22 protein-coding genes are annotated in these 21,233 nt (G+C 62.5%); 9 read left to right on the forward strand and 13 right to left on the reverse strand.

The window, feature by feature from the left end:
* The first annotated feature begins 42 nt into the window (after window positions 1-42).
* From Q1B16_RS12830 to Q1B16_RS12840, 3 genes are read left to right on the forward strand one after another with little or no spacing between them, the layout of a single operon-like run.
* On the forward strand, window positions 43-783 hold the full coding sequence (locus Q1B16_RS12830) for a precorrin-6A/cobalt-precorrin-6A reductase (protein ID WP_299789133.1): 741 nt from the start codon (window positions 43-45) through the stop codon (window positions 781-783).
* Entirely contained in the window at window positions 768-1,397 is a 630-nt protein-coding gene (locus Q1B16_RS12835; RefSeq protein ID WP_299789136.1) for a DNA-3-methyladenine glycosylase 2 family protein, read from the forward strand. The genes Q1B16_RS12830 and Q1B16_RS12835 overlap by 16 nt, the downstream gene beginning before the upstream one ends.
* Complete coding sequence (locus Q1B16_RS12840; RefSeq protein ID WP_299789139.1) at window positions 1,394-2,059, forward strand: alpha/beta fold hydrolase; 666 nt, start codon at window positions 1,394-1,396, stop codon at window positions 2,057-2,059. Before Q1B16_RS12835 ends, Q1B16_RS12840 begins: the two co-directional genes overlap by 4 nt.
* Before the next feature lie 25 nt (window positions 2,060-2,084).
* Here Q1B16_RS12840 and Q1B16_RS12845 read toward each other — a convergent pair whose 3' ends face one another.
* Together Q1B16_RS12845 and mnmA are read right to left on the reverse strand one after the other, a co-directional pair.
* Complete coding sequence (locus Q1B16_RS12845) at window positions 2,085-3,887, reverse strand: glycosyltransferase (RefSeq protein WP_299789142.1); 1,803 nt, start codon at window positions 3,885-3,887, stop codon at window positions 2,085-2,087.
* A gap of 64 nt (window positions 3,888-3,951) precedes the next feature.
* Window positions 3,952-5,094, reverse strand: a complete 1,143-nt coding sequence (gene mnmA / locus Q1B16_RS12850; protein ID WP_299789145.1) for a tRNA 2-thiouridine(34) synthase MnmA — start codon at window positions 5,092-5,094, stop codon at window positions 3,952-3,954.
* Between the two features lie 145 nt (window positions 5,095-5,239).
* On the opposite strand from mnmA, the gene Q1B16_RS12855 reads away from it, so the two are divergent.
* The 5 genes from Q1B16_RS12855 (at window position 5,240) to Q1B16_RS12875 (ending at window position 10,961) form a co-directional block, all read left to right on the forward strand.
* Complete coding sequence (locus Q1B16_RS12855) at window positions 5,240-5,542, forward strand: DUF1153 domain-containing protein (protein ID WP_299789148.1); 303 nt, start codon at window positions 5,240-5,242, stop codon at window positions 5,540-5,542.
* 86 nt (window positions 5,543-5,628) lie between these two features.
* Window positions 5,629-6,339 (forward strand): response regulator transcription factor CtrA, encoded by a 711-nt coding sequence (ctrA, locus tag Q1B16_RS12860; protein WP_299789151.1) that lies wholly within the window; start codon window positions 5,629-5,631, stop codon window positions 6,337-6,339.
* 190 nt (window positions 6,340-6,529) lie between these two features.
* Window positions 6,530-8,653, forward strand: coding sequence for an NAD-dependent DNA ligase LigA (gene ligA / locus Q1B16_RS12865; RefSeq protein WP_299789154.1), 2,124 nt, complete (start codon window positions 6,530-6,532; stop codon window positions 8,651-8,653).
* Window positions 8,650-10,740 carry an ATP-dependent DNA helicase RecG gene (recG, locus tag Q1B16_RS12870; protein ID WP_299789156.1) on the forward strand — a complete coding sequence of 697 codons (2,091 nt, stop codon included), beginning with the start codon at window positions 8,650-8,652 and terminating at the stop codon, window positions 10,738-10,740. Before ligA ends, recG begins: the two co-directional genes overlap by 4 nt.
* A gap of 86 nt (window positions 10,741-10,826) precedes the next feature.
* The gene (locus Q1B16_RS12875) at window positions 10,827-10,961 is read left to right on the forward strand and encodes a hypothetical protein (protein WP_299789158.1); all 135 of its coding nucleotides are present in this window, start codon (window positions 10,827-10,829) and stop codon (window positions 10,959-10,961) included.
* A gap of 192 nt (window positions 10,962-11,153) precedes the next feature.
* Here Q1B16_RS12875 and Q1B16_RS12880 read toward each other — a convergent pair whose 3' ends face one another.
* The gene (locus tag Q1B16_RS12880; protein WP_299789160.1) at window positions 11,154-11,606 is read right to left on the reverse strand and encodes an iron-sulfur cluster assembly scaffold protein; all 453 of its coding nucleotides are present in this window, start codon (window positions 11,604-11,606) and stop codon (window positions 11,154-11,156) included.
* A 68-nt stretch (window positions 11,607-11,674) separates the two neighbouring features.
* On the opposite strand from Q1B16_RS12880, the gene hisI reads away from it, so the two are divergent.
* Entirely contained in the window at window positions 11,675-12,037 is a 363-nt protein-coding gene (gene hisI / locus Q1B16_RS12885) for a phosphoribosyl-AMP cyclohydrolase (RefSeq protein WP_299789162.1), read from the forward strand.
* Window positions 12,038-12,088: 51 nt separating this feature from the next.
* Here hisI and gluQRS read toward each other — a convergent pair whose 3' ends face one another.
* The 10 genes from gluQRS to Q1B16_RS12935 all read right to left on the reverse strand — a co-directional run bounded on the left by gluQRS (window position 12,089) and on the right by Q1B16_RS12935 (window position 21,233).
* The gene (gene gluQRS, locus Q1B16_RS12890; protein WP_299789164.1) at window positions 12,089-12,943 is read right to left on the reverse strand and encodes a tRNA glutamyl-Q(34) synthetase GluQRS; all 855 of its coding nucleotides are present in this window, start codon (window positions 12,941-12,943) and stop codon (window positions 12,089-12,091) included.
* An 8-nt stretch (window positions 12,944-12,951) separates the two neighbouring features.
* Window positions 12,952-13,167: a hypothetical protein gene (locus Q1B16_RS12895; RefSeq protein ID WP_299789167.1), complete on the reverse strand. Its 216-nt coding sequence runs from the start codon at window positions 13,165-13,167 to the stop codon at window positions 12,952-12,954.
* Window positions 13,164-14,516 carry a methylenetetrahydrofolate--tRNA-(uracil(54)-C(5))-methyltransferase (FADH(2)-oxidizing) TrmFO gene (gene trmFO, locus Q1B16_RS12900; protein ID WP_299789170.1) on the reverse strand — a complete coding sequence of 451 codons (1,353 nt, stop codon included), beginning with the start codon at window positions 14,514-14,516 and terminating at the stop codon, window positions 13,164-13,166. The genes Q1B16_RS12895 and trmFO overlap by 4 nt, the downstream gene beginning before the upstream one ends.
* A 36-nt stretch (window positions 14,517-14,552) precedes the next feature.
* The gene (locus Q1B16_RS12905) at window positions 14,553-15,170 is read right to left on the reverse strand and encodes a TetR/AcrR family transcriptional regulator (RefSeq protein WP_299789172.1); all 618 of its coding nucleotides are present in this window, start codon (window positions 15,168-15,170) and stop codon (window positions 14,553-14,555) included.
* On the reverse strand, window positions 15,163-16,032 hold the full coding sequence (gene ppk2 / locus Q1B16_RS12910; protein WP_299789175.1) for a polyphosphate kinase 2: 870 nt from the start codon (window positions 16,030-16,032) through the stop codon (window positions 15,163-15,165). Before ppk2 ends, Q1B16_RS12905 begins: the two co-directional genes overlap by 8 nt.
* Before the next feature lie 52 nt (window positions 16,033-16,084).
* Window positions 16,085-17,038, reverse strand: coding sequence for an alpha/beta hydrolase (locus tag Q1B16_RS12915; protein ID WP_299789178.1), 954 nt, complete (start codon window positions 17,036-17,038; stop codon window positions 16,085-16,087).
* Between the two features lie 9 nt (window positions 17,039-17,047).
* A complete protein-coding gene (gene metA, locus Q1B16_RS12920) occupies window positions 17,048-17,992 on the reverse strand; it encodes a homoserine O-succinyltransferase (RefSeq protein ID WP_299789181.1) in 945 nt (314 codons plus the stop codon).
* A 3-nt stretch (window positions 17,993-17,995) separates the two neighbouring features.
* Entirely contained in the window at window positions 17,996-18,862 is an 867-nt protein-coding gene (locus tag Q1B16_RS12925) for an ATPase (RefSeq protein WP_299789184.1), read from the reverse strand.
* A 58-nt stretch (window positions 18,863-18,920) separates the two neighbouring features.
* Complete coding sequence (locus Q1B16_RS12930) at window positions 18,921-19,832, reverse strand: DMT family transporter (RefSeq protein ID WP_299789187.1); 912 nt, start codon at window positions 19,830-19,832, stop codon at window positions 18,921-18,923.
* A 114-nt stretch (window positions 19,833-19,946) separates the two neighbouring features.
* Window positions 19,947-21,233, reverse strand: a complete 1,287-nt coding sequence (locus Q1B16_RS12935) for an outer membrane protein transport protein (protein WP_299789190.1) — start codon at window positions 21,231-21,233, stop codon at window positions 19,947-19,949.

Consider the following 21,233-nt stretch of genomic DNA (forward strand, 5'->3'; position numbering starts at 1 on the left):
CATCCGTGGCGCTTTGCCTCGCGACTTCGTAAGCGTGCGACGATGAAGGATTCAACCGGAGCAGGGGCGGCGGAACATGCGCCGATCGCCATCCTCGGCGGCTCGGCAGAGGCTCGGGTGCTCGCCGAGCGGCTCGGGAACCGCGCGCGCCTGTGGTTGCCTCGAACGGACCGGGTTTCGGGGCAGCGGGCGTCGCGGTTGCGCGATGTCAGGGACCTATTGACGGGCGCCTCGGCAATCATCATCGCGCCGCATCCCTGTGACGTGGACACGCTGCGCCTCGGTGCACAGTTGGCGAAGCTTTCCGATCTGCCCAAGCTGACGCTCTCGCGCCCCGCATGGCGTCCGACGCGGCTGGATCGTTGGGTCACTGTGCGGTCTGCCAAGGAGGCGGCGGCGGTCATCCCTGCGGGCGCGCGCGTGCTGGTGACGCTTGGCCGTCCGGCGTTGCGAGATCTCCGAGCGATGCGTAACGCGCATCTTTTCGTGCGGCAACTGAACATCCATTCGGAGGCCTTTTCGCTCAAACACGGTCGCTACCTGCATGGCGTCGCGCCCTTTACCATTGCGCAGGAAATCGCGCTGATGCGCACGTTTCGGATCGACGCGGTGCTGACCCGCAATGCAGGAGGGCCGGGCGGCTGGCCCAAGATCGCCGCCGCGCGGGCATTGGGGCTGCCGGTTTACATGGTGGCGCGTCCGCGCGTTGACACGGGGCCCGTGGCGACCTCTGTCGAGGCTGCGCTGGACTGGTTGGAGGCAAGAACGTGGTTGGACGCCTGATCGAAACGGATGCCTGCGTGGCCGAAGGCGCGGCGTGGTTGGCCAAGGCGGAGCCGCGCTTTGCCCGTGCGCTGGAACAGACGGGCGATCTTCCGCTGCGCCGGCGGCCCGACGGGTTCGCGCAGCTCCTTAGCGCTATCGTCAGCCAGCAGGTCAGTGTCGCATCGGCCCGCGCGATCTGGGCCAAGCTGGAAGCGGCGGGGGCGGTGACACCGGACGCGGTGTTGCGCTTTGATCAGGACGGGTTGCGCGATCTGGGCCTCAGCCGTCAGAAAGCCCGCTACGCCTGTGCCCTGGCCCAGGCGGGAATCGATTACGAGGCGCTTCGCCAAGCGCCGAACGACGAGGTCATCAAGACGCTGACGGGTGTGACCGGCATCGGCGTGTGGACCGCAGAGATCTACGCGATGTTCTCGCTTGGTCGCGCCGATGTCTTCGCGCCCGGCGATCTGGCTTTGCAGGAAAGCGCCCGGATGCTCTTTGACCTGCCCGAACGTCCGAAAGAAAAGCCGCTGCGCCAGATGGCCGAAGCCTGGAGCCCATGGAGATCGGTTGCGGCGCGCGCGCTCTGGGCCTACTACCACGTGGCAAAAGATCGAGAGGGGATCGCATGACACGGGTGTTGAACGCAGGTCGCAAGGAACCGGTCTCGGGCGAGATCCGATCCGCCGTGGTGTTTCTGCATGGCTACGGGGCGAATGGCGCGGACCTCTTGGGGCTCGCCGATCCGCTGGGCGAGCACCTTCCCGATACGCTTTTCGTCGCCCCGGATGCGCCCGAGGCCTGTGCCGGGGCACCTTTCGGGTTTCAGTGGTTCCCGATCCCGTGGATCGACGGGTCCTCGGAAGAGGAATCGATGGCCGGCATGGCCCGTGCGGTGGACGACCTGAATGCGTTTCTCGACGCGCTGATGGTCGATGAGGATTTGCTGCCGGAACAGGTGGTCCTGTTCGGCTTCAGCCAAGGCACGATGATGGGGCTGCACGTTGCCCCGCGCCGCGAGGATCCGATTGCCGGAATGGTCGCCTTGTCCGGGCGCCTGCTGGCGCCGGAACTGCTGGCGGACGAGGTGGTCAGCCGGTTCCCCATCCTGCTGGTGCATGGCGATCAGGATGATGTGGTCCCGCCGCAATCCTTGCCGGAGGCGGCGGACGCGTTGCAAAAGGCCGGGTGGGAAGATGTCTACGCCCATATCATGAAGGGCACCGCGCACGGGATTGCGCCGGATGGGTTGCAGGTCGCGCTGGCCTTCATGCGGGACAAGTGCAACCTCTGACCTTTAGTCTACCAGTGTCCGGCGGTCAGTCCCGTCCGAGAGGCGCATCGGCCAGTTCGAGGAATCCGGGATGGCGGGCAATGAGCCGCGCGTGATCCTGCGGGAACCGCCGGTCCAGATGTGCAAGATGGCTTCCGCACTCGGCAAGACGCCCCAGACGGCGGCTGATCCAGATACAGCGCATGATCGGCCGCGGATCGTTTGGGAGAAGCGCCAGCTTTTGCTGAAACGCGTCGTACATCCCGCCCAGATCGCGCCGGTCTTCGCACAGCTGCGCGTACAGGTCGAGCAGGCGCGACTGCTGTCGCAGGGGCGCTGTGGTTAAGGCCGATTTGACCTCCTCGACCATATCCGGTGCCGTGATGTCGAAAACAAACCCGCGACCTTCGAGGTCATCGATCAGCGCGCGATACCGTTTCTTGTAGGCGTCGAACCCGTAGCTTTGTACCGAAGCCTCGCACCGTGCCGCATAATGTGCGTGATGTGTGTACAGCTTCACGATGGCCTGCGCCAGCGCGTCAATATCGCCCGGTGGAACAAGCTCTCCGTTTTGCGCGGTCTTGATCAATTCGCGCGGTCCGTAATCCACGTCATAGCTGATCACGGGACAGCCGCAGGTCAGCGACTCCAGCAAGGACAGGCCGAACCCTTCGCCCGTTGTGGGCGCCAATGAAAAAAGCGCGCCGCTAAAGACTGACGCGGGATCGGAGGTGGGGCCCTTGAGGATCACGCGATCGGCGCAGCCATGGTGGCGGATCAGTTGCTCCAGCCGCACTTGCCCCAACCCGCCGCCGTAGATTTCATAGGTGCAGTCAGGGATGAGATGCATGACGCGGATGAACGCCTCGATACAGTGGTGGATCGGTTTTGCCCCCAGATCCAGACGCGACACCGTGCAGATGTTGCGGCGCGGCCCGCGATCTTGCCGCGTCATCGTCGTATAATGCGGGATCACCCGGATCGGCGCGGCGTGACGCGTGTCTGCGTGTAGCCGCAGTTTGTGCACATGGGTGGCGGTCACGATCGCATCGCCGTCGAACGCGTCGATCCGCGCGCGCGACCTTTGCAAGACGCTGCCATCCGGCCGTCGGTGATCGGCGTGCAGGAACAAGACCTTCGGTCTGCGAATGGCTGGCGACAGATACGACACAGTGATCCCGTCGATGAAGACAATGCAGTCGTCCGGCAGAAACCGCTCGAACAAGGCGCGGTGATGATCGGCTTCGTCGTCGAACGTCTGACCCAGCCCGAAATCCTCCACATGGCGCACATGCTGGCCCTCAAGCCGCGACTGGCTCAGCAAATGTCCCTCGACGAAGGCCAGCTGCTCTGTGGTCATGTCCTGTCGTTTGACCCGACCCTCGACAAGATCACCGTTCAGGTATTTCAGTCGCACGTCACGGTTGGGATCAGTCAGGATGCGCCGCGTGACCAGAGGACCAACCGGCGTATGTTCGGTCGCGTCGCGCATGACCAGCGTTTTTCCGAGGAAGTACGACGTCCTTTCCTTGGCCCCAATCCGGGTCTTTTTCGAATCCCACTCCGGCAGGACAAAACCCGGTTCCACGTTTCCGAGGTCAGAGGGGCGGCACAACTCGCCAAGCGACAGATGCGTGATACGGCGATCCAATAGGCCCTGCGCTTGCAGAGACGCGAAGGCCAGCTTCTGCTTGCAACTGTGGTCCAGCGTGAGAAGAACGATCTCAGTGTCCGGCCGATCTGCCAGCAGGTTCATCCGCTGGAACATCGCGTTGATCTTGCCACCGCCCACCTGAGCGCCAAGCCGTGGCTGGATCGAGATGATGCGGGTCGTCTCCGCGTCGGCCATGAACGGGCGTCCTCGTTGCGTGTGGCACAGGGTGCTCAATGGTGCCCGCGAACGCAATGCCGGATCAATTCCCGCGCCAGATCCAGCCGCCGCCCAGAATGCGCGTGCCTTCGGTCTCGTAGAACACGCAGGCCTGTCCCGGGGACACGCCTTCCTCGGGGCTGAGCAATTCGACCTCGGCTTCGGTGGCCGAAAGCGGACGGATGATCGCCGCGCGGGGCGGGCGGGTGGAGCGGACCTTCACCGAGACGTGCCATTCGGATTGACTGGTGAACGGCGCATCGCCCAGCCAGTTGATCTCGCGCACAGGGATGGTGCGGGTGGACAGCATCTCTTTCGGGCCGACGATCACCTGTTTGGCGTCGACATCCAGCTTGACCACGTAAAGCGGTTCTTCCAGCCCGCCGATGCCCAGACCACGGCGCTGACCGATGGTGTAATGGATGACACCATTGTGCTGGCCCAGAACGCGGCCATCGGCGTGCACAATCTCACCGGGTTCCGCCGCACCGGGGCGCAGTTTCTCGATCACCTGCGCGTAATTCCCGTTGGGCACGAAGCAGATGTCCTGACTGTCGGGCTTGTCCGCCACTTGCAGGCCATACCGTGCAGCCAGCGCGCGGGTGGCATCCTTGGAGGGCAGGTGGCCCAGCGGGAAACGCAGGTAGTCGAGTTGTTCCGGGGTTGTCGAGAACAGGAAATAGCTCTGGTCGCGATTGGCATCCTCAGCGCTGTGAAGCTCCGGGCCATGGGCGCCCATCTTGCGCTGGATGTAGTGGCCTGTCGCCATGCAATCGGCATCCAGATCGCGGGCGGTTTCCAGCAGATCCTTGAACTTTACCCGTTCGTTGCAACGGATGCAGGGCACGGGCGTGGCGCCCGCCAGATAGCTGTCGGCGAATTCGTCGATCACCGCATCCTTGAAGATGTTTTCGTAATCCAGAACGTAATGCGGGAACCCCATATCCTCGGCCACGCGGCGCGCATCGTGGATGTCGATGCCTGCACAGCACGCGCCTTTCTTGGCCAGGGCCGCACCGTGATCGTAAAGCTGAAGCGTGACGCCCACAACGTCATAGCCTTCCTCGGCCAGTTGGGCTGCGACGACCGAACTGTCCACGCCCCCCGACATCGCCACGACGACGCGGGTTTCCGCAGGCGGCTTGGCAAATCCAAGCGAATTGAGCTTTGGCGCATCGAGGGCCATCGGGCGAGTCTCCGGTCGGGTGGGCTGATCGCGCGAAATATAGGTAAATCCTACATACTCTCAACCCTTGGCTTCACGTCACATTAAGGCTGGCCGGTCAAAGCTGCCCGAAAGCAGGATTTCAGGGCTTGGAAAGGGCCGGGACATGTATCTCAAAAAAGCGAACGGGCCGCGCACCGTGACCCTGTCAAACGGAACCATCCTCTCGCAGGCGGATCTGCCTCCGCCCAACACTTATCGTTGGGTCGCCTCGCGCAAGGCCGTGGTGGTCGAAGCCGTGATGCATCATCTCATTTCGAAACAGGAGGCGCTTGAACGGTACGATCTCAGCGAAGAGGAACTGGACGCCTGGATCGCCGCGGCTGCACGGCACGGGCGTGAAGCGCTCAAGGCGACCGCCGTGCAACGCTTTCGGCAATCGCAAGGCAGCAATACAATCCAAGGTTGATTGAAATGGTTCTGTCGTGCTAACCCTAAGTTAACCTTTTCTGGTCAGTGTGCCGATGCCGGACGTTGACATTGCGGAGAAACCAGATGCGCGTACTCTTGGTCGAAGACGACCCGACGACTTCGAAAAGCATCGAATTGATGTTGGGCAATGCCAATCTGAACGTCTATTCCACCGATCTGGGGGAAGAAGGTGTCGATCTGGCCAAGCTGTATGACTACGATTTGATCCTGCTCGATCTCAACCTGCCCGACATGAACGGGTTTGAAGTTTTGCGGCAGCTGCGGCTGGCACGGATCGAAACGCCGATCCTGATCCTGTCCGGCAACGACGCCAGCGAAGACAAGATCAAGGGATTTGGCTTCGGGGCCGATGATTACCTGACCAAACCGTTCCACCGCGACGAATTGATCGCCCGGATCCATGCCATCATCCGGCGGTCCAAGGGACATTCGCAATCCATCATCCGCACCGGCAAGGTCGAGGTGAACCTCGATGCCAAGACGGTACAGGTCGACGGGAACACCGTGCATCTGACGGGCAAGGAATACCAGATGCTCGAACTGCTCAGCCTGCGAAAGGGCACCACCCTGACGAAAGAGATGTTCCTGAACCATCTCTACGGTGGGATGGACGAACCCGAACTCAAGATCATCGACGTGTTCATCTGCAAGCTGCGCAAGAAACTGTCGGAAGCAACCGGTGACGGCAGCCACATCGAAACGGTTTGGGGGCGTGGATATGTCCTGCGCGACCCTGAAATCGAAGAAAACGGCCGCATCGCGGTTGGTGCGTGACGTTTTGAAACGGCGGCGATCCGTTATCGCCGCCGGTCATCCATCCGTGATGAACATGCGCGCGAAGTCTCGGATGTCTTTCGACCCTGTTTGAACGCTCCGACAACTTATCGAAATCGGCGTTTAGAAACTGGACGCTGTCCGGCCCCGGGCCTATCACTTTGTCCGTGACACTGGCCAAGGGGGGCACATGGCAGAGCAGGAGATCGCGGTCAAAGACCTGTCAGAGGCAGACGCCCGCGTCGAACTTGAACGCTTGGCGACCCTTCTGGCCGAAGCCAACGTGGCCTACCACACTGAGGACGCGCCCGAGATCTCGGATGCGGAATACGACCGGCTGAAGCGCCGCAATGCCGAGATCGAAGCGCGCTTTCCCGCCCTCAAACGCGCTGACAGCCCCAGCGAACAGGTCGGTGCACCCGTCGCCGACGGCTTTGCCAAGGTGCGCCACGAAGTCCGGATGATGTCGCTCTCGAACGCGTTTGACGACGCGGACATCACAAGTTTCGACCAAAGCATCCGCCGCTATCTCGGCCTGACCGACGCCAATCCGCTGGCCTACACCGCAGAACCCAAGATCGACGGCTTGTCGCTGTCGCTGCGGTACGAAAAGGGCAAACTCACCCAGGCCGCGACCCGCGGCGACGGGGCGGTGGGCGAAAACGTCACCGCAAATGCGCGGACCATCGACGATATTCCCGAAATGATCGAGGACGCGCCGGACGTTCTCGAAGTGCGCGGCGAGGTCTACATGAGCCACGCCGATTTCGCCGATCTCAACGAACGGCAGGCCGCCAAAGGGGCGAAAACCTTTGCCAATCCGCGCAATGCCGCCGCCGGATCGCTTCGCCAACTGGATGCCGCGATCACCCGCGACCGCCCGCTGCGGTTTTTCGCCTATTCCTGGGGTGCGCTCAGCGCGCCTTTGGCCGACACGCAGCTCGATGCGATCGCGCGTCTGCAAGCGCTTGGGTTTCAGACCAACCCTCTCACAAAGCGATGCGACGGCCCCGACGAGATGCTCGCCCATTACAAGACCATCGAAGACCAGCGCGCTACATTGGGCTACGACATCGACGGCGTGGTCTACAAAGTCGACGACCTGAGCTACCAGTCGCGCCTCGGGTTCCGCTCCACCACCCCACGCTGGGCCATCGCGCACAAGTTTCCCGCCGAACTGGCCTGGACCCGGCTCGAAGCCATCGACATCCAGGTCGGGCGCACCGGCGCGCTCAGCCCGGTCGCGCGCCTGACGCCCGTGACGGTGGGGGGCGTCGTGGTGTCGAACGCGACGCTGCACAACGAGGATTACATCGCCGGGCGCGATGCCAACGGCGCCCCCATCCGCGGCGGCAAGGACATCCGCGTTGGCGACTGGGTGCAGGTCTACCGCGCGGGCGACGTGATCCCCAAGGTCGCCGATGTGGACCTCGATAAACGTCCCGCCGACGCGCAACCCTATGATTTCCCGACACATTGCCCCGAATGTGGATCCGAGGCTGTCCGCGAGGAAGGCGACGCCGTGCGTCGCTGCACCGGCGGTCTGATCTGCCCGGCACAGGCGGTGGAAAAGCTCAAGCATTTCGTGTCCCGCGCGGCGTTCGACATCGAAGGGCTGGGCGCAAAACAGGTGGAACAGTTTTACACGGACGGCTGGGTCAAGGAACCGGCCGATATCTTCACGCTGCGCGACCGCTACGGCAGCGGGATGCAGCAACTCAAGAACCGCGAAGGCTGGGGCGAGAAATCCGCGCAGAATCTGTTCGACGCCATCGACGAAAAGCGCACCATTCCCCTGGGCCGGCTCATCTTTTCGCTTGGCATCCGCCATGTGGGCGAGGTGGTCGCGAACCTGCTGGCGCGGTCTTATGGCACGTGGGACGCGTTTCAGGCGGCCATCGACGCCGCGCATGACCCCGATAGCGACGCGTGGCAGGGCCTTATCGGCATTGACGGGATCGGCAAGGTGGTCGCCAACTCGCTGGTCAACAGCTTTGCGCAAGAGGCCGAACGCGCCTCCATCGACCGGCTGGTGGCGCATCTGTCCGTACAGGAGGCCGAACGCCCCCGCACCGAAGGCAGCCCCGTTGCGGGAAAGACCGTCGTTTTCACAGGCACGCTTGAACGCATGACCCGGGCCGAGGCCAAGGCGCGAGCCGAGGCGTTGGGCGCCAAGGTGTCTGGCTCTGTGTCGTCGAAAACCGACCTTCTCGTCGCGGGGCCCGGCGCGGGGTCGAAAGAAACGAAGGCGCGCGATCTCGGGGTCGAGATCATTGACGAGGACGGCTGGTTCGACCTGATCGAGGGCGCATGAGCGGCAGGCCGGAAATCCTGTTTCCGCTTTTCGGCGACCTGTCCGGTCTCAAGGGCGTCGGTCCCAAAACGGCGGAAACTCTGGGACATATGGGCATCGAGGTGCCGCGCGACCTGCTTTATACCTTGCCGCATTCGGTGGTGGACCGCCGCCTGCGCGACACGGTGCAGGGGGCGGACCTACCGGCAACGCTGACCGTCGAAGTGCAGATCGGCCAACACCGTCCGCCGCGCACCAAGGGCGGCGCGTACCGCGTTCAGGTCGAGGATGCGCGCACCGCCTTCCAGATCGTGTTCTTTCACGCGCGCGGCGATTACGTGGCCAAGATCTTGCCCTTCGGGGCGCGGCGCATCGTGTCGGGCAAGGTCGAATTTTTCGACGGCATGGCCCAGATGGTGCATCCTGATCATGTGCTGATGCCGGACGAGGCGGGCACGCTGCCCGAGTTCGAACCCGTCTATCCGCTGACCGCGGGCATCACGCAAAAGACAATGGTCAAGGCCGCGACCGACGCGCTGTCGCGCGCGCCCGATCTGGCGGAATGGATCGACCCGCGCCTGATGGACCGCGAGAAATGGCCGGCTTGGCACGCCGCGATGCAGATGGCGCATGCACCGCAGGGCACCGGCGCCCTGTCGCTCGACAGCCCGGCGCGGCGGCGGCTTGCCTATGACGAGTTGATGGCACATCAGTTGACCCTGGCTCTGGCGCGGGCGCAGCGTCGTGCGAAACCGGGGATCGAGACCTCGGGCAATGGCACGCTGCGCCACAAGGTGCTGACGGCGCTGCCCTATCGACCGACCGGCGCACAGATGCGCGCGATCGACGAGATCACCGACGACATGGCCAGCCCGCATCGCATGAACCGTTTGCTTCAGGGCGATGTGGGATCGGGCAAGACTCTTGTGGCGTTTATGGCGTTGCTCACGGCGGTCGAGGCGGGCGGGCAGGGCGTGATGATGGCCCCCACGGAAATCCTTGCCCGTCAGCATCTTGAGGGGTTGCAACCGCTGGCTGAAGAGGCGGGCGTTGTGCTCGACCTGCTGACCGGGCGCGACAAGAGCAGCGAGCGTAGCGCCAAGCTCGCAGCGCTCAAACGCGGTGCGATTCAGATCCTGGTCGGCACCCATGCGGTGTTCCAGAAGGACGTGGAATTTTCGGATCTGCGGCTGGCGATCATCGACGAACAGCACCGCTTTGGCGTGCGTCAAAGGCTGGAGCTTGGCCGCAAGGGGCTGGCTGTGGATGTGCTGGTCATGACCGCCACCCCGATCCCGCGATCATTGGCGCTGGCGCAATACGGCGATATGGACGTGTCGATCCTCGACGAAAAACCCCCGGGCCGCACGCCGGTCAAGACCGCGCTTGTCTCGAACGAGCGGATGGACGAGGTGGTGGATCATCTGCGCAAGGCGGTGTCCGAAGGGCGGCAGGCCTATTGGGTCTGTCCCTTGGTGGATGAAAGCGAGGTGTCCGACCTGACGGCGGCGGAAGAGCGGTTCAAGAGCCTACGCGCAACACTGGGCGAGGGCGTTGTGGGCTTGGTCCACGGCCAGATGCCCCCTGCCGAAAAAGACGCCGCAATGGCGCGCTTTGTGTTCGGGCAGACCGGCGTTCTGGTTGCGACAACAGTGATTGAGGTGGGCGTCAATGTGCCCAACGCGTCGATCATGGTGATCGAGCGGGCCGAGACCTTCGGATTGGCGCAATTGCACCAGTTGCGCGGCCGCGTCGGGCGGGGGGCGGCGGCCTCTACCTGTCTGCTGCTGTACCAGCCGCCGCTGAGCGAAACAGGGTTGAAGCGTCTCACCACGCTCCGCGAGACCGAGGACGGGTTCCGTATTTCCGAAGTCGATCTGGACATGCGCGGCGCGGGCGATGTTCTGGGCACTGCGCAGTCGGGTCTGCCCCGGTTCCGGATCGCCGATCTAGAGCGTCAGGCTGGATTGATGGCGATGGCGCAGGACGATGCGCGCAAGCTGTTGCTTGATGATCCGACGCTGACGTCAGACCGGGGAAAGGCCGCGCGCGCGCTTCTTTACCTGATGAAACAGGAGCAGGCGATCCAACTGATTTCGGTGGGTTAACCGCTTTTGTTCTCAAATGTTCTCAAAAAGTTCTTTACAGAACGTTTCCGATATGAGAACAAAGTAGCAACAAGGAGGACATCACCATGATGCAGCGGATCAAAACAACGCTTCACGCGGCCAAGGCCCAGACCAACACGGCGCTTCTTCAGGATGCGCTTGGGGCCATGTCATTGATCGTGATGCTTTTCGCGGCGCTGCACCTGCCGGTGCTTGTCTGACCTCGTTGCCTTTTTCTGCCTGCGTGTTTCGCCTGATTGCTCATCCGCATCCTGTCCCAACTGATGCACCTGTCCCAGAAGGTTGCCTGCCTTCAGAGCATTGACGGCCCTTAACGAACACGTCACTTTCTGCCGCCTTCGGACTCCGAAGTGCGGCGGTTTTTTTTATCGGATGGTAAAATTTTGGCGGGATCAGGCCGATTGCGTCTCGGCCAGTTGCGCCGCCGCTTCGGACGCCGCTTCGAGCGTCAGCAGGATCGATGCGTGGCGGTTTTTGAACGCCACCGCAGGTCGCAACACTTCAAGCCCGTCGAAGGGCGCCGATGGTGTCGGACCGTCTTCCTTGAGCATCACGCGCAATTCATCGCGGGCTTGGGTGATCTGATCGCGCGTACACCCGAGGATCGCGCCGCCCACGACCGAGGCCGCCGCCTGACCCAGCGCGCAGGCTTTGACATCCTGCCCGAACGCGGCGACCCTGCCGTCTTCCATCGTCAGATCGACCGTGACGGTGGACCCGCACAAGGGCGACCGTTTCTTGACCGTGGCGCCGGGGGCCTCCAACCGGCCGTGATGCGGAATGTCCGCCGCAAGTTCCAGAATGCGGGCGGAGTAGAGTTTGATCAGATCGGTGTCGCCGGACATGGCTTTCCCTTTCGCCGTTCCCCTCATAGATAGGGGAGCCAACGGTGGATGCAAAAAGGTTTTTCCCCATGCGCTTTGATCCTGCGACTTTGGTCTATAACGATGCGGGGCTGATCCCGGCAATTGCGCAGGAGGCCGCCACGGGTGAGGTCCTGATGATGGCTTGGATGAATGCCGAAGCGGTGGCGCGCACGCTGGAGACGGGCCGCGTCACCTACTGGTCGCGGTCGCGACAGGCGTTCTGGGTGAAGGGCGAAAGCTCGGGTCATGTGCAGAAGCTGGTGGCGTTTCGTGTCGATTGTGACCGGGATTGTGTGCTTGTGACGGTCAACCAGACCGGTCCGGCCTGCCACACGAACCGGCGGTCGTGTTTTTACACCGAAGTCGAAGGCGGCGCGGAAGTGGAGATCATGGCGCCTGTGGAGGCGTAGGAGTGGGGGCGCGGCCCCCACACCCCCGGAGTTTATCTGGCAAGATGAAGATCAGGCGGCGGGAAGGCCGACCATATCGCGGATGTCCTGCGGGGTGGCCCCTTCGGCGCGGTAGAGCGCAATGGCGCGGGCATCGTCGCGTTTGGCAAGGCGCTTGCCTGCGTCGTCACGGATCAGGCGGTGGTGGTGGTAGATGGGTGTAGGCAGTCCCAGCAGCGCTTGCAGCAGCACATGGATCGGCGTGGCCGGGGCCAGGTCTTCGCCCCGGATCACGTGGGTGATGCCCTGCGCCGCATCGTCGACCACGACGCTCAGGTGATAGGCGGCGGCCCCGGTGTCGCGGCGGGCAAGGACCACATCTCCGACCTCGTGCACGAGATGGTCGCGCGTTAAGCTTAACGCCGGATGAACGCCTGTCTCGGTGTAGTATGGCAGGTCGGGCAGGTGGTCCACCGCCCGTTCCATGTGCAGGCGCATGGCGTCGGTGTCGGTCCGGTCCTCCCACGCGCGGTGGCGGCATGTCCCGGGATAGATCAGCCCGTCGGGTCCAAGCAGCGGAGCGCCTTCCTGCGGGGCTGAGGCGGCGCGGCGGATGTCGCCCCGTGTGCAGGAACACGGGTAGAGCAGGCCCATATCGCCTAGTTGCGCGATCGCCACATCATAAGCAGGGGTATTGTCCGACTGGCGCAGGACCGGCGTTTCCCAAGTCAGTCCGAGCCACGCCAGATCGTCGTAGATCTGCGTTTCGAATTCCGGGGTGCAGCGCGCGGTGTCGGTATCTTCGATCCGCAGCAGGAAGCGGCCATCGGCGGCCTTCGCCATGTCATGCGCCAGAAGCGCCGAATAGGCATGGCCCAAGTGCAGCTGGCCGGTTGGGCTCGGCGCGAAGCGGGTGACAAAGTGCATCGCCGGGGTCAGTCCTTGTCGGGGCGTCCATAGCGGCGCGCCCGGCGGTCTTCGGCGCTTTGGTAGATCAGCACCCATGCCAGGAGAATGAACATCGGATGGGTCAGTCCGCCCGAAAAGATCAGAGCCGGGATCCAGATGATCAGCACGATGAGAGCCGTGAAAATGCGTCCGGTCAGCAAGATCGAGAGGGGCGGCAGGAGGAGGGCGAGAACGTAATTCATGCGAATTCGCGCTGTTCCATCAGCCATTTGGACCACGCGGCCTTGGCGCGGTCGGTATAGGCTTTGTAACGGTCTTTTCGACCGCGTCGCCCGCCCTTGAGGCCGTCTACAGGGCGGAAGAGACCGAAATTGACGTTCATCGGCTGGAACGTCTTGGCCTCGGCCCCGCCGGTGATGTGGTGGATCAGGGCACCGTGTGCGCTGTCCTGCGGGACGGTCGGGATCGGCTGGAGCGTGATCTCTGCCGCGGCCATGCGTCCGGCCAGAAGGCCCATGGCCGAGGATTCGACATAGCCTTCGACGCCCGTGACCTGACCGGCAAATCGGATGTTGGGCTTCGTGCGCAGGCGCATCTGGTCATCGAGCAGCGTCGGGCTGTTGAGGAAGGTGTTGCGGTGGATGCCGCCCAGACGCGCGAAACTTGCGTTCTCCAAACCGGGAATCATCCTGAAAACATCGGCTTGCGCGCCATACTTCATCTTTGTCTGGAAGCCGACGATATTGTAGAGCGTCCCCAGAGCATTGTCGCGGCGCAGTTGCACCACGGCCCAGGGCTTGATGTCCGGCTGGTGCGGGTTCGTAAGACCCACAGGCTTCATCGGTCCGTGGCGCAGAGTTTCGCGGCCCCGTTCAGCCATCACTTCGATGGGAAGACAGCCGTCGAAATAGCCTGCGGTTTCGCCTTCGTGGAATTCGGTCTTGTCGGCAGCCAGAAGAGCGTCGATGAACGCCTCGTACTGCGCCTTGTCCATCGGACAGTTGATATAGGCGCGCTGTTCTTCTTCGGTCTCGCCCTTGTCATAGCGCGATTGCAGCCATGCTTTGCTCATATCGATGCTGTCGAAATAGACGATTGGGGCGATGGCATCGAAAAAGGCCAGACGATCGGTGCCGGTCTCGGCCTGGATGGCCGCGCCCAGGGCGGCGCTGGTCAGCGGGCCGGTGGCGAAAATCCAGTTGCCGGTATCTGGCAATTCCGTTATTTCTTCGTGGCTTACGCGGACATTTGGATGTGCGTGCAGGCGGCGGGTGATCTCTGCGCTGAAGGCGTCGCGATCCACGGCCAGCGCACCACCGGCAGGCAGACGATGCCTATGCGCCGTGTCGATGATGAGCCCGCCAGCCTCGCGCATTTCCCAATGCAGCAGGCCCACGGCGTTCTGTTCATGATCGTCCGAGCGGAAGGAGTTGGAGCATACCATTTCGCCCAGATCGCCGGTCTTGTGGGCGAAGGTTTCGACCTTGGGGCGCATCTCGTGGATCACGACCTGCACGCCGCGATGCGCGGCCTGCCAGGCGGCTTCGGAGCCGGCCATGCCGCCGCCAACGATGTGGAGTTCTTGTGTCATGACGCGGATGTAGTCTGTTGCGCGGGGTTTGTCACGTCACTGATCGGGTGCGATCAGGCCCAATCCGCGCAGGTAAATTCCGATCCCGGATTCCAAAAGCTCTTCCGGCGGAAAGGGCGATTTGGTGCCGGGTGAATTCCGCGCGAACAATTCGACAACGCCATGGCTCAACGCCCAGATATGGGCCGAAAACATTGACGCGGGCGGGCGCTTTTCCGGTGGGATGTGTTTCGACAATTCTTCGGCCGCCCGTTCCAGCACGGCGCGTGCCCGGCCCGAGGCCGCGGCGAGGTCCGGGGTGCGGTTGACCGAGATGCCACTTTCAAACATTGCGATATAATGGCCGGGGTATTTTCGCGCAAAAGCTAAATATGCGCGTCCCGTCGCCTCGAACGCGGCGAGGGCTGAGGGTTGGCCGCTGTCATAAGCGTATTGCATCACGTCCGAGAAAATCTCGTAGCCCTGAAGCGCGGCTTCGGCGATCAGGTCTTCGCGGCCTTCGAAATGGCGGTACACGGCGGCGGGCGTGACGCCGGCCTGTTTGGCGGCCTCGGACAGGGTAAAGCCCGTCGGGCCCTTTTCGGTGATCAGCTCGAGAGCCGCATCGACCAGGGCCTGCCGCAGATTGCCGTGATGGTAGCCGCGTTTACCCATCCCAGATGTCCGGCCCGCCGCAGACCTTCGGGTCGATCCTGCCCAGAGCTTTCACGTCCTTCCTTGCGTAGTCGAGATGGGTCAACACGCTGCGGATGGCGTTGATCCGGGCGCGGCGTTTGTCATCGGAGCGCACGATGGTCCAAGGCGCGTGATCGGTATGGGTTTGGGCGAAGGTCTCTTGGATAGCGGCGCTGTAGGCATCCCATTTCTTGAGGCCCTCAACGTCGATCCATGAAAGTTTCCATTGTTTTAACGGGTCTTCTTCACGTTCGAGAAAGCGGCGCAATTGTTCGGCGCGGCCGACATTGAGCCAGATTTTGAAGAGATGGATACCATCATCGACGATCATCTTTTCGAAATCAGGAACTTGCCGGAAGAAATGCATGCGCTGTTCGGGCGTGCAGAAGCCGAAGACATGCTCGACCACGGCGCGGTTGTACCAGCTGCGGTCGAAGAAGGTGATCTCTCCGGCGGCGGGCAGATGGTCGATGTAGCGTTGGAAATACCACTGGGAGGCTTCAGTGTCCGAGGGTTTGGAAAGGGCGACGACACGTGCGTTTCGTGGATTAAGGTTTTCTCGGAAGCGCTTGATCGTGCCGCCTTTTCCTGCCGCGTCGCGCCCTTCGAAGACAATCGCGACACGGGCGCCGGTTTGCTTGACCCAAGACAGCATCTTGACCAGTTCGATCTGAAGCGCATCGAGGTCTTTTTCGTAGGCCTTGCGCGGCATGCGTTCCGAATAGGGATAGTCAGGGTTGATGATGTCTCCTTTTTCCGCGCGCTTTATGGCGTGGCGCACGTCATCTGGGGCATCATTCTGGAAAAACGCTCTGATCGCGCCATCAAAGGGCAGGTCCATTCTAGACCCCTTCTGTCGTCTGCTCTGATCTGAATATGGGATGTTAATGCGATTAACGCAAACCCGCACGTCGGGCGGCGCGGTCGATTGCGGCGATGACCTCGGGTTCGGCGGCGTGGTGCGGCATGTGGCCGATGCCTTCGAGTACGGTCAGATTGGCGCCATCGATCTGCTTTGACAGCGGGATCGAATGGATCGACAGGCCCACGGTCGTGTCCGCATCGCCGTGGATGATCTCGGTCGGCACGTCGATTTCGCCGTAGCGGGTGTGCAGCTCTTCGATCTCGCCCAGCAGGTTCGCGCGCTGCATGGCGTTGGCGCGCATGGACACGCGGCGCAGTGTCAGGGGGGCGCCGATATAGTCGCCGTAGCCTTCGGGTGCCGATTGCGGGCGGAACACGCCGTCGATGGCGTCTTCGACAATGCTGCTCGGTGTGAATGCCGTGATCGCGGGCACGACGGTTGCGCTGCCCAGATCGCTGGACGTCACCTGATAGAACGTGCTGAGGCCGGTGTCCCACGGGTTCGACGCGGCGGCGGTCAGGACAAGGGCCGAGAGGTCATCGGGGCGATGTACCGCCCAGGCCAGCGCGACAGCGCCACCGTAGGACTGGCCCATGACGATCGGTTTGCGAAGGCCAAGCTGTTCGGAGGCGTCCGCCAGCAGGTTGGCCTGTTCGGTGATCGAGGTGCCGTTCGGGTTCACGCGCTCGGTATAGCCCAGGCCGGGCCGGTCGAACGCGGTCACGCGGTAGCGATCCGCCAGCTTGTCGACCAGCGAAAAGGTGAAATCGCGCAGGTTGCCCGAGGCGCCGTGGATCAGCACGATGTCGGGACCGGCGCCCTTGCTCACGTAATGGACTTGCGTGCCGTTCACGTCGAGAAACCGGCCGATGGGCGGAAACTCCTCTTCCGCCTTGGCTTCGCGATAGGTCGCGGTGCAGGCCGTGGTCAATGTCATCACCGCCGCGCAGCCGATCAGCAATCCCAGAGTTCTCAACGCCAAACCGGTCTCCTACCTGTTGCGCAGATCCGTGCTGGACGCACCGATCTGATCTATGTCGAACGGAGTTGTTAGGTAGATCTCCGACACCCAGTTGCCATAGAGAAGATGCGCGTGGCTGCGCCAGCGGTTCTGGGGCGTCTGGCTTGGGTCGTCGTTGGGGTAGTAATTGGCGGGCACGTTGATCGGCGTGCCGTTGGCGACATCACGTTCGTATTCTTCCTTGAGCGTGCCGCTGTCGTATTCAAAATGGTTGAAGACATAGAGCGCGCGATGGGCCGGATCCTCGACCAGGCAGGGGCCGGTTTCGGCACTGTCGATCAGGATTGGAAGGCCTGCGTTCTGCACGTCTTCGCGGCGAATTTCCGTCCAGCGGCTGACCGGGATGACCATATCGTCGGAAAAGCCGCGCAGATACGGCGAGGCGGGCGCGAGATTGCGATGCCGCACGCAGCCGAAGGCCTTGTGTGGCAGGTCAATCTTGGGCACGCCGTGGAAGTGATGGATCATCGCCATCCCGCCCCAGCAAACGCCGAAGGTGGAGTGCACATTGGTCTGGGTCCAGTTCATCACTTGCGTGAGCTCATCCCAGTAAGTCACCTCTTCGTATGGCAAATGTTCGATCGGCGCACCGGTGATGATCAGCCCATCGAACTTTTCTCCGCTGTAGGCAACCTCGGCAAAGGGGCGATAGAAGCTCTCCATGTGTTCGGCTGCGGTGTTGCGGGTCTGGTGTTCGGACATGCGGATCAGGTTGAATTCGATCTGCAACGGCGTTGCACCGATCAACCGGGCGAACTGATTCTCGGTCTGGATCTTCTTCGGCATCAGGTTGAGCAGCGCGATGCGCAGCGGGCGGATGTCCTGCTGGCTGGCCAGTTCATCGGGAATCACCATCACGCCTTCGCGCTTGAGCACGTCATAGGCGGGCAGGTTGTTGGGCAGTTTGATAGGCATGGCTTACGGTTTTCTCTCGTCCAGAGCGTCTGCGATCAGCGCATCGAAGGTCTGTGGTGTCGGATCGGCGATCAGGTCGGCGGCGTCGATGGTGATGCCCCAGCGATCGGCCATCATCTGGTAACGCGGCTGGCGATGCGCAAGCGCCTGTGCATAGGTCCAGCGGATGAAGGCATGAGGATCAACGTCGCCTTCTTTGACGTTGTTCTTGCTGAGATAATCCGCCCAGACGCGGCTCAGGAATTCGGGTTGGTAGGCCATCGGTTTCGGCGCCTTGTCAAAGCGCCGGATCAGGTCCTGAGTGTGTGCCTCGTCGCCCTTGATCCAGACCAGAAGCGCATGCTTTGACAGTTCCGCCATGATCGGGTCGTTGGGATCGGTCGGGTCGACCCATTCGCAGATCGACCCGCCTGTGTCGCAGACGAAATGCGGGTAGCCGTAGAGGTCGATGGCGCGGTCGATGAAATAACCGGTGTCGAGAAGCGCCGCCATTTCCGCGCGGCGAAACTGATCCTGCCGCTTGCGGTATTCGTCGATCGGCACGCCTCCGCGTGCGGGATCGCCCGGTTTGCCGAGATAGGCGGCGACGGGTGCGAGATTGTCGAAGGTCAGGTTCGAGCCGATATAAATCGAATCCGACATTAGCAGATCGCGCAGGAACGGCACTTTCATGGCTTCGCGCTTGGCATTGTCGGCGATGTATTCGCCCATGTAGCGGGTGCCGATGCGGTAATCGACGGAATAGTGAAACCAGTCGCCCGTGTCGCGCAGCAGGTTCGAGATGTGGGTCTTTCCCAAACCCGACATGGCGAACAGCACCACACGCTTGTGCGCCGCATTGTGCCAGTCCTGTGCCGATGCGTAGATCATTGCGCTGTCCCGTGCCCGTAACCCCGTCGCTTGGGATTAGCGATGCGGCGCGAGGGCGTCAAACGGTTGTAGCTTTGCGCCGCCATAACCGTCCGTCAATGATGCTCAGCCCAAGGGCCAGAACGGCAAAGCCAAGGTATTCGCCGGGATGGAGGCTCTCGTTGCGCACCAAAGCGCCCAGCGTGATGGCGACGGGTGGGATGATCAGCGTGACAAGCAGCAGGTTGCCGCTGCCCGCCATGCCAAGAACACGGTAGTAGAGCAGGTAGGCAAGGGCGGTCGCGACGATGGCATAGTACGCGATGGCCAGCCAGGTGTCGGGGGCGAGGGCAAGCGACGGTGTGCCTTCGACCGCCAGAACGAGGGGGATCATACAGAGCGTTGATCCGGTCAACATGCCCGCCGCCGCGATCACCGGTGGCACGCCACCCAGCATCTTGCGCGCCCACGCGCCCGCCAGTGCATAGGACAGGGTGCCCGCCACGATGGCCAGTTGCGCGAGCGAGGTGGTGTCGAACTGGCGCAGCGCGTCCAGGCCGATGGCCAGGCAGACACCGAAGAACCCAAGGCCGACCCCAAGCGCCTTGCGTGCAGTGAGCCGTTCATCGGCGAAGACAAGCGAAGCGACCACGATGCCGAAAACCGCCGTTGCCGCGTTGAAGATCGAGGTGAGGCCTGTGGGAATGTACAGCTGCCCCCATGCCATCAGGCTGAACGGAATCACATTGTTCAACAGCCCCATGACAAGGAACGCACCCCAGACTTTCGGGGCTTTCGGCACGGGCAATCGTTTCAGTGCGACGACCCCCCATAAAACCAGCATGGCCCAACCGGTGCGATGCAGAACAGACGTCAGCGGGCCGATCTCGTCCAGCGCCGTGCGGATGGCAAGGAATGACCCACCCCAGATCAGCCCGAGCAGAACAAGCTCGATCCATGCGCGCGACGAAAGGGAGGTTTGTGGTGTCATGTCGCCGATTTACCGGAAACCCGCATCTTTCCGCGATCCGAAACATGCGCAAGGCAAAGAAAAACCCCGCCGGAATACACCGGCGGGGTTTGACCTTTTCCAGAGGGGATCGATTTAGAAGCCGACCGTCAGCGACACGCCGACGCCGAACGCGTCATTGCCTTCGAACTTGGTGCCCGAGGCATCTTCGGCATCGCCGACCCACGCATATTCGACACCGCCCCGCAGCGTCATGTTGTTGTCGAACGTGTATTGTCCGCCGAGTCCAAGGCTGACCACGCCGTCACGCGGGCTGAGGCGCGACTGGATATCGTCCAGATCGGGCTCGTAGGTGATCTGTGCAAAGCCGGATGCCTTGTCGGTGAACTGACGGCCAACACCCAGCTTGTAGGTCCAGATATCGCTCGGGAATCCGGTGATCGGACCGCCGGTCACGTCCTCGTATTGCGGCGTGGCGACTTCCCATTCGGACCATTCGGTCCACTTGATCTGACCGAAGACCAGCGTACCGGGCGCAACACCGCTCTGGAAATCGAGAGCGACGGATTGCGGCATGGTCACATCGTTGTCTCCGCCATCCGCATCGATCCCGAGACCGGGGATGGTTTCGGACGCTTCGAACGAGTGGGTGATTTCGGATTCCCAGGTCAGGGCAACGCGCAGCGCGATATCGGGGATTTCGTAAGCCACACCCAGAACGCCGCCCCAATCGCCTTCGTAATCGGCGGACGCGTTGAATTCCATGCTGGTGCCGAAATCCTGCGCCGCTGCTCCAAGCGTTTGCGCCCGTGCGCCGAGTGCTTGCGCCTGTGCGCCAAGCGCCTGTGCCGCGGCCAGATCGCCAGCCGCACCAGCGGCCTGCGCCTGTGCACCGAGCGCCTGCGCCTCGGCGCCGAGGGCTTGGGCATTGCGGCCGACAGCGGTGCGGGTAAGTAGGTCGGGGATGGTGATCTCGGCCTTGCTGCGCACGTAACGGGCGCCGCCGAAGACCGAAACGCGATCCGTCAGGCGGTAGCGCGCGATGGCGGCGACCTGCTGGCTGTCCCACTCGGCGGTCAGGCCGGTATAGACACCCTTCGAATATTCCGCGTCGGCGCCATAGGGCGTGTTGACGAAGATGCCGAAGGCCAGCTTTTCGTTCACGTCGTTTTTGTATGCGAAGCCGAGCGTCGTGTAGTCGTTCGACATGTTGCCGGTGTCGTCCTCGCCACCGCCCGCAGCTGTCAGCTGCGAATTGTACTCACCGGAAAGGCTTGGCGAAACCGCCGAAAAGCTGAGCTGAACCTTGTTGCCGCTCTCGAACAGCAGTCCGTAGTTGTTGCCCATTCTTTCGATGCCGCCTGCCTGCGCTGCGCCCGCAGCAACGGCAAGCGCGGCGGCGCTTGTCATCAATCGTGTCAT

The sequence above is a fragment of the uncultured Marivita sp. genome (assembly GCF_947488135.1).
Taxonomy (GTDB): domain Bacteria; phylum Pseudomonadota; class Alphaproteobacteria; order Rhodobacterales; family Rhodobacteraceae; genus Marivita.